Source organism: Mesorhizobium sp. M4A.F.Ca.ET.090.04.2.1, from assembly GCF_003999085.1.
GTDB lineage: Bacteria > Pseudomonadota > Alphaproteobacteria > Rhizobiales > Rhizobiaceae > Mesorhizobium.
The window spans coordinates 1-6,549 of record NZ_RZOT01000342.1; the positions used below are offsets into that span (position 1 = coordinate 1).

At 65.1% G+C, this 6,549-nt stretch carries 6 protein-coding genes and 1 tRNA gene; 4 read left to right on the forward strand and 3 right to left on the reverse strand.

Annotation, left to right across the window (positions count from 1 at the left end; all coding sequences use genetic code 11):
- A partial coding sequence (locus EN781_RS22035) for an aldehyde dehydrogenase family protein (protein ID WP_127400328.1) occupies positions 1 to 319 on the forward strand: 319 nt, incomplete at its 5' end.
- 183 nt (positions 320 to 502) lie between these two features.
- Here EN781_RS22035 and EN781_RS22040 read toward each other — a convergent pair.
- Both EN781_RS22040 and EN781_RS22045 read right to left on the reverse strand, forming a co-directional pair.
- The gene (locus EN781_RS22040) at positions 503 to 2,743 is read right to left on the reverse strand and encodes an AGE family epimerase/isomerase (RefSeq protein ID WP_126055808.1); all 2,241 of its coding nucleotides are present in this window, start codon (positions 2,741 to 2,743) and stop codon (positions 503 to 505) included.
- Positions 2,744 to 2,788: 45 nt separating this feature from the next.
- Positions 2,789 to 3,688 carry a LysR family transcriptional regulator gene (locus EN781_RS22045; protein WP_126055809.1) on the reverse strand — a complete coding sequence of 300 codons (900 nt, stop codon included), beginning with the start codon at positions 3,686 to 3,688 and terminating at the stop codon, positions 2,789 to 2,791.
- A 96-nt stretch (positions 3,689 to 3,784) separates the two neighbouring features.
- On the opposite strand from EN781_RS22045, the gene EN781_RS22050 reads away from it, so the two are divergent.
- The 3 genes from EN781_RS22050 (at position 3,785) to EN781_RS22060 (ending at position 5,458) form a co-directional block, all read left to right on the forward strand.
- On the forward strand, positions 3,785 to 4,666 hold the full coding sequence (locus EN781_RS22050) for an NmrA/HSCARG family protein (protein WP_126055810.1): 882 nt from the start codon (positions 3,785 to 3,787) through the stop codon (positions 4,664 to 4,666).
- 190 nt (positions 4,667 to 4,856) lie between these two features.
- Positions 4,857 to 4,933: transfer RNA gene (locus EN781_RS22055), tRNA-Pro, on the forward strand.
- Between the two features lie 183 nt (positions 4,934 to 5,116).
- Positions 5,117 to 5,458: a hypothetical protein gene (locus EN781_RS22060; protein ID WP_127400329.1), complete on the forward strand. Its 342-nt coding sequence runs from the start codon at positions 5,117 to 5,119 to the stop codon at positions 5,456 to 5,458.
- Between the two features lie 27 nt (positions 5,459 to 5,485).
- Here EN781_RS22060 and EN781_RS22065 read toward each other — a convergent pair.
- A partial coding sequence (locus EN781_RS22065) for an ATP-binding cassette domain-containing protein (protein WP_145965578.1) occupies positions 5,486 to 6,549 on the reverse strand: 1,064 nt, incomplete at its 5' end.

Here is a 6,549-nt window from a genome sequence, read left to right on the forward strand (position 1 = left end):
CGAAGAGATATTCGGGCCGGTGATGAGCGTATTGAAGTTCGACGGCGAGGACGAGGTCATCGAGCGCGCCAACGACACCGAATTCGGCCTCGCCGCCGGCGTCTTCACCCGCGACCTGCCGCGCGCCCACCGCGTCATCGCCGAACTGCAGGCCGGCACCTGCTGGATCAACGCCTACAATCTGACGCCGGTGGAAATCCCCTTCGGCGGCGTCAAGCAGTCGGGCATCGGGCGCGAGAACTCGCTTGCCGCGCTGGCCCTCTACTCGCAGTTGAAGGCGGTTTATGTCGAGACGGGGGACGTGGCGAGCCCATATTGAGGGGCTGGCGCGAGGCACGCCTAATCTCCCCCCTTGAGGGGGAGATGTCGCCGAAGGCGACAGAGGGGGTCGCCGCGCGTGGGGCGCTAGCCTTATCCTGTCGCAAAGGAAGGTCGCGTCCAGTCGAACCGACCCCCTCTGGCCTGCCGGCCATCTCCCCCTCGAGGGGGGAGATTGGCGGCTTCAGCCTCCCTCCCCGGCCGTTCCATCCAGATACTGCGTCAGCGCGCAGACGAGGTGATAGAATATGCTGGCCGGCACGTCGGTCGCCAGCGAGCGGCCGCGCTCGTCGATGCGGTCGATCCACAAGCCCAGCGGCGCCGGATCGATGTGCCAGCGGAACAGCCTGCCGACACGCGCCTCGATCTCGGGCTTGAGGTCCGGCCCGCCGGTGCCATCCAGCGCGATCGCCGCCTTGACAGCTTCGGCCTGCGGCCAACTGCGCGACACCAGGTCGAGCGGCAGGCCCTGCCTGGAGACGGCGCCGTAGGAAAGGCCGGTGGCGCGATTGAGGCCGTTGGCGACAGCGGAGGCGTAGAGCTTGCGGGCGAAGGCGGTGAGCTCGGTCTGGCCGCTGCGGCCGGCGAAATCGACGAGCAGCGAGGCCCATTCGAAATGATGGCCGGGCTCGGTCCAGCTGCCCTTCTCGCCGGCCACCGGTTTCCAGCCGTCGTCGAAATATTCGCCGAGCGTCCAGCTTTCAGAGTCGAAGAAGTGGCTGCGGAAGAGATCGATGATCTGCGCCGCGCGCCGCAGATAGGCGCGCTCGCCGGTCGCCTGGTGCCAGGCGAGGAAGGCTTCGAGCAGGTGCATATGCGGGTTGGTGCGCCGCTCGCCCGCGCCATCGGATGTTTCGAGGAAGCCGGTCATGCGGCTGTCCTCGAGATGGGCGTCGAGGAAGGCGAAAGTCTCCTCGCCGAGCCGCAAGGCATCGGGATGGCCCGATATATGGGCGTGCGCCAGCGCCAGCAGCACGCAGGAATGGTCGTAGGCGTCCTCGGCCGGGTCGGCGACCGAGCCGTCGATGTTGAGCGTGCGCACCCAGCCGCCCCTTGCGGTGCGGCCCTTGCCGGCCATGAAATCGATGCCATGGGCGATCAGCCGGTCGGCCGGGCCGGTCCAGCCGCGCTCCCTGGCCACCGCGAAGGCATAGACCTGGCGGGCCTGGGTGCGCATGCGCTTCGGCTTCATCAGCGGCGAGCCGTCGAAGCCGAGCGCCTCATGGAAGCCACCATGACGCTCGTCGACGCCCGACGTCGACCACAGCGGCAGCGTCTCGTCGAACAGCCAGTGATGCACGCGCTGTCGCCAGGCGCCACTTTCGATGACGCGATCATGCGCCGGCGTGAACCTCGTTTCCAGCCGGCCCGACTTCTCCAGCTGCTCGACGATCTTCTTGACGTGCTGGCTGTGGCTGACGGGTGCCACGAAGGTAGCGTCGGCGGTCGAGACGATGGCGACGTCCCTCATGCCGATGGCCGAAAGCAACCGGCCCTCGCCGCGGATGTAGGAGTTTTCGCAATCGATGGCGACGACATCGCCGACGATCACATTGCCGTCCTTGTCTGAAGGGCCGACGTCGAGCAGCGACTGCCAGGAGCCGAGGTCGTTCCAGCGGAAACCCGCCGGCACCATGGCGATGCCCTTGGCCCGCTCCATGATGGCGTAGTCGATCGAGGTCGAGGGAATGGCGGAATAGAGATCGAGCGGCATATAGAGGCCGGAAAGATCCGATGTCGCCGCATTGTAGGCGGCTTCGGTGGCCTGCCAGATGCCGGGCTGGAACGCCGCGAAGGCGTCACGCATGGCGCCAGCGCGGAACAGGAAGATGCCGGTATTCCAGTAGAAGGTTCCGGCTTCGACATAGGCTTGCGCGGTGGCGAGGTCGGGCTTCTCGACGAAGCGCGAGACATCGAAGATGCCGTCGGTGTCAGCGGCGACTTCGATATAGCCATAGCCGGTCTCGGGCTGGGTCGGCTTGATGCCGAACACCACTAGACGACCGGCGCTCGCCGCCTCCGCTCCGGCTTCGACGCTGCGCCAGAACTGCTTGGCGGTTGAAATCTGGTGATCGGACGGCACTACCAGCATCAGGCTGTCGCCAAATTCGGCGAGCGTGCGCAATGTGGCGAGTGCGACAGCGGCCGCGGTGTTGCGGCCGGCCGGCTCGAAAAGCGGGCCGCCGCCGGCGAGGTCGAGCCCGGCGAGGTCGACATGGACGCGCTCGGCATGGCGCTCGGAGGCGATCAGGAAGATCGGTGTTTCGCCGGTGGGCCTCGCCGCCAGCCGGCGCAAGGTCTTGGCCAGCATCGAGCCGTCGCCGGAAAAATCGTGGAACTGCTTGGGATTGTCCTCGCGCGACAGCGGCCAGAGCCGCGAGCCGACGCCGCCGCTCATGACGAAACTGACGATGCGCTGGCTCATTTATGTCTCACACTCATAAGTTGTTTTGTCGAGCAACGTACAGCTTTAAGCACTGTTTACCCGATTCGAAATCCGCTCGGTCGCCAGATCGACGAAGGCCTTGACCAGAGGCGAAAGGTGGCGGCTGCTGGGATAGAGGACATAGAGGCCGCCGGCCGGGGTGGTATGCTCCTTCAGCACCCGGCGCAACCGGCCCTCGCCGATCAGTGCTTCCGCTATTCCATAGGGCAGTTGGGCGATGCCATAGCCGGCGATCGCGGCGGCGACGACCGCCTGCATCTCGTTGGCGGCGAAGCGCCCGGAGACCGTGACCGTCTCCTGGCCCTGCGGTCCGTCCAGCACCCAGTGGGCGCCGGCCGCCGAGGGGCCCGCAATGACGCATTGATGGTGCGCCAAGTCCGCCGACGCTTCCGGCGCTCCATGGCGCGCGAGATAGTCCGGGCTGGCGCAGAGCTGCCTGTGCGTCGAGCCGAGCTTGCGGGCGATCAGTGTCGAATCCTGAAGCACCCCGGTGCGGAAGGCGAGATCGATCCCGTCCTCGACCAGGTTGAGCTTGTCGTCGGTCAGGCGGAGCTCGACCTTGGTCTTCGGATAGATCTCGAGAAAGTCGACCACGGCACGGTTGAGGAAATAGGCGCCGAAGCCGACGGGCGCCGAGATGCGGATCGTGCCCGATGGCTCCGCGCTCGCTTCGGCAAGGCGCAGATTGGCCTGCTCGATCGCCCGCAGCGCCTGGCTGCTCTGCTCGTAATAGAGACGCCCCGCATCTGTCATGTTGAGGCTGCGCGTCGTGCGCTGCAGCAGGCGGACGCCGACCTCCCGCTCAAGCGCGGCAATGCGGCGGCTGACCGTGGTTTTGGGCATGGCGAGCAGGCGCGCGGCGGCGGTGAAGCTGCCGGCTTCCACAACGCGGGCAAAGACCACAATGTCGTTGAGGTCGATCATTGTATCCTAGAATGGGACAAAATTTTCCATTTATAGGCAATTATGCATCAATGATGCAAACTCTAACTTTGCTCTATGGAAACAAGGAGCAAACAGATGACCACCAAAAGAGACATTCTGGTGACCGGTGCCACCGGCCAGCAAGGCGGCGCCGTCGCACGCGCCCTTCTTGCCAAGGGCCACAGCGTCAAGGCATTGACGCGCTCGCCGGACGGCAAGGCCGCACGGCAGCTGGCGGCGGCCGGGGCCGAAATCGTGGCCGGCGATCTCTTCGATGCTGCGTCCATCATCGAGGCCGCTCGCGGCGTCGACACGATGTTCCTGATGGGCACCATGACCGAGGCCGGCATGGAGGAAGAGACCCGCCAGGGGATCCTTGCCGCCGATGCGGCCAAGTCTGCCGGCGTCGGGCATCTCGTCTATTCGTCCGTCGCCGACGCCAACAAGAAGACCGGCATCCCGCATTTCGAAAGCAAATATCTGGTCGAGCAGCACATCGAGCGGCTCGGCATCCCCTATACGATCAGCGCCCCGGTCGCCTTCATGGAGAATTTCGCGGCACCCTGGTCGCTCGGCGCGCTGGCCCAGGGCGCGCATGCCTCTGCGGTGCCCGCCAAGCGCCCGCTGCAGCTGGTCGCGCTGGCTGATATCGGCGCCTTCGTCGCTGCGCTCGCCGAGCGGCGCGAGCGGGTGTTCGGCAAGCGCTTCGATTTCGCTGGCGACGAACTCTCCGGCGAAGAGCAGGCGAAAGTGCTGTCGCAGGCGATAGGCCGCCCGATCTGCTACCAAGAGATCCCGATCGCCATCGCCCGTCAGCAAAGTGAGGATGCGGCCCTTATGTTCGAATGGTTCGACCGGGTCGGCTACGATGTCGACATCGCTGCCCTGCACAAGGATTTCCGGGAGGTCCGCTGGCACAGCTTTGCCGATTGGGCGCGTGCGCTCGACTGGAGCGTGCTCGATCCATCGTCGGCCTGAAACACCGGGCTTCGGCAAGCGGATCAGCGAATCCTTAGCGCGGGTCCGCTTGTCCATCTGGTGCCGTAAACCGCTGAGCCAACCTGAAGATTTCAACAGCCCGCGGCGAATGTGACGAAATGCGACAGAGGTGCTGCCATTGGCGCTTGCAGTATCGAAAAGCGGCGGCTATAAGCCCGCGGTCTGGTCACGGAGTGTAGCGCAGTCTGGTAGCGCACATCGTTCGGGACGATGGGGTCGCAGGTTCAAATCCTGCCACTCCGACCAGAAAAACAAACACTTAGATGTTTGTTGCCTCCTGCTCCCGAATCACCCATCCGCGCCTCAAATCGAGCGGAACGGCTTCTGGCCTTCCATTGTGCTCGACAACAGGCTCTCGCTTTGACCTAATGGCGCCCTACCCAAGTTCGACAGGCGTGCGGGACTGAGGAACGGCGAGCAGGTGAAAGTATGAAGTTCACGCCGACGGCAGCACTCCCGTTCACTTTGCTCGCTGTGCTGCCCGTTGCAGTTGGCTGCTCCTCGACCGTTGCTTCGATCAATCCGGGCAAATACGACCGCATGAGCTGCCCGGAACTCAACGTCGCGCTCGGCGACACCGCCACCGAGATCTCGCAAACCGCCATCGCACGCGGCAAGGTCGCCAATACCAGCGTGCCGAACTGGCTGCTGGGCGGCGAGCGTGTGAAAACGGTCGTGGCCAATCGCGAAACGGCCAAAATCGAACGACTGCAGCAACAGCAGCAGGCGATAGTCACGGCGCGAAAGCGTCAGTGCGCGTCCACGCAATGATTTGCCTCTGACAGGTGACGTTTCAGATCACGCGCTCATCCGGAAGCGCGCCGTATCGATCGCGGCGTTCATCAGTGTCTGGGTGTAGCCGGCCTGCGGATTGCTGAAGATCGCCTCCGTCGGCCCTTCCTCGACGATCTTGCCCTGCTTCATGACGATGATGTAGTCGGCCATGGCGCGGACCACGGCGAGGTCGTGGCTGATGAACAGGTAGGACAGTTCGTGGTCGGCCTGCAGCTTGCGCAGCAGCTCCACGATCTGCTTCTGCACCGAGCGGTCGAGCGCCGAGGTCGGCTCGTCAAGCACCACCAGCTTCGGCTTCAGGATCATGGCACGGGCGATGGCGATGCGCTGGCGCTGGCCGCCGGAGAATTCGTGCGGATAGCGGTTGCGCGAATTGGGGTCGAGCCCGACTTCGCGCAGCGCCTCGATGGCGCGCTGGTCGCGCTGCTTGCCGGTGAGCGACGGTTCGTGCACCAAAAGCCCTTCGGTGATCACCTGGCCGACGGTCATGCGCGGCGACAGCGAGCCGAACGGGTCCTGGAAGACGAGTTGCATCGCGCGCCGCAACGGCCGCATCGCCTGGCGATCGGCGTCGGAGATGTCGCGGTCGCCAAAACGTATGAGACCGTCGCTGGGCAGCAGCCTGAGCAGCGCGCGGCCGAGGGTCGACTTGCCGGAACCGGATTCGCCGACGATGCCGATCGTCTGGTTGCGCTTCAGGCGGATCGAGATGTTGTCGACGGCGCGCAGCATCAGCGGCTCGCCGGCGAGGAAGCCGCCGCCGATCCTGAACACCACTTCGACATTGCGGCCCTCGAGCATCACTGGGGCACCGGCTGGCGGCGGCGCCTTGGAGCCGGTCGGCTCGGCGGCCAGCAGCATCTTGGTGTAGGCGTGCTGCGGGTTGGCGAAGAGCGTCTCCGCCTCGCCCTCCTCCACCACCTCGCCCTGGCGCATGACATAGACGCGGTCGGCGAAGCGCCTGACGATGCCGAGATCGTGGGTGATGAAGACGATGGCCATGCCGAGCTTGCGCTGCAATTCGGCGAGCAGCATCAGGATCTGCGCCTGGATGGTGACGTCGAGCG

What these genes read in the sequence shown, in the direction of transcription:
- EN781_RS22040 (WP_126055808.1), bottom strand. Translation starts at nt 2,743, where the DNA reads ATGAGCCAGCGCATCGTCAGTTTCGTCATGAGCGGCGGCGTCGGCTCG.
- EN781_RS22045 (WP_126055809.1), bottom strand. Translation starts at nt 3,688, where the DNA reads ATGATCGACCTCAACGACATTGTGGTCTTTGCCCGCGTTGTGGAAGCC.
- EN781_RS22060 (WP_127400329.1), top strand. Translation starts at nt 5,117, where the DNA reads ATGAAGTTCACGCCGACGGCAGCACTCCCGTTCACTTTGCTCGCTGTG.
- EN781_RS22050 (WP_126055810.1), top strand. Translation starts at nt 3,785, where the DNA reads ATGACCACCAAAAGAGACATTCTGGTGACCGGTGCCACCGGCCAGCAA.